The following is a 1,148-nucleotide window of genomic DNA, read 5'->3' on the forward strand; positions in this document are numbered from 1 at the left end:
CGCCCAGTCGGCAGCGGCGGGCAGCGCGATGTGGCGCCTGCCGGTCCCCGTGCCGGGGCACCGACCGGTGATCCCGCCCGCCCCCCGGCACCACGGGAACGGCCCCGACGGCCCCTCCGAGGTGGACGTGCTGGAGGAGGAGCTGCGCGCCGCCCTCGCCCGCGCCGACTCGCTCGCCGCCGAACACCACCGGCTCAAGCACGAACTGGCCGAGACCAACAGCGGAGTCCTCGCGCTCTACGTGCAGTTGGAGGAGCGGGACGAGCGACTGCGCATCGCGCACGGCCAGACGCTGCGGGAGCTGGAGGACGCGCTGCGTCCGCCGCCGGTGGAGAGCGACGGCCTGGAGCTGGCCGTCCACTACGCGCCGGCCGGTACCGACGCCCCCACCGGCGGTGACCTCTACGACTGGTTCACGCTGCCCGACGGCACCGTCCACATCACCGTCGTCGACGCGCTCGGACACGGCGTGCGCAGCACCCGCAGCGCGCTCAACGTCACCCACGCGGTGCGGACGCTGGCGCTGGAAGGGCACCCGCTCCAGTCGATCATCGCGCGCACCAACGAGATCCTGATGCCGTTCGACAACGAGCTGATGGCGACGGTGCTGCTGGCGCGCGTCGATCCGGTCGGCGGCGAGGTCCAACTGGCCAACGGCAGCCACCCGCCGGCGCTTCTTTCGGGTGCGGACGGCACATCCGAGTACCTCGAGGTACGCGGCCGCGGCATCGGGTTTCCGCTGCCGGGCAGCGAGAAGCTGCTGCGGACCCGCCTGGAGCCGGGCGACCTGCTGCTGCTCTACACCGACGGCCTCACCGAGAGCCGCCGTGACCCGGTGGAGGGCGAGGCACGTCTCGTCGAGAGTGCGCGCCGCCACCGCAGGCTGCCGATCGCGCACGTTCCCGGTGCCGTGGCCCGCGACATGCACTCGCTGATACTGCACGCGGACGACACGCTCGCCCTGGCCGTGCGCAGACGCGGGACGGACGGCGGCACGACCACCGCGAGCTGATCAGCGGCTCCGGTGTCTCGACGGCCTGCCGTGGCAGGATTTCACCGAGCGCGCCGGGCGGGTTCCGCGGCCGGGCGGGAGGCGGCGCGGCGGGTGGAACCGGCGGAGCGTACGGGGCCGGGACGGCGCGGTGGGG

General features: G+C 74.1%; 1 protein-coding gene. It reads left to right on the forward strand.

Going from position 1 to position 1,148, the window contains the following annotated elements; genetic code table 11:
* On the forward strand, positions 1–1,012 hold a 1,012-nt coding region (locus ACYVE9_RS27730; RefSeq protein ID WP_461030641.1), incomplete at its 5' end, for a PP2C family protein-serine/threonine phosphatase.
* Positions 1,013–1,148 lie beyond the last annotated feature (136 nt).

This window comes from Streptomyces sparsus, from assembly GCF_054776295.1.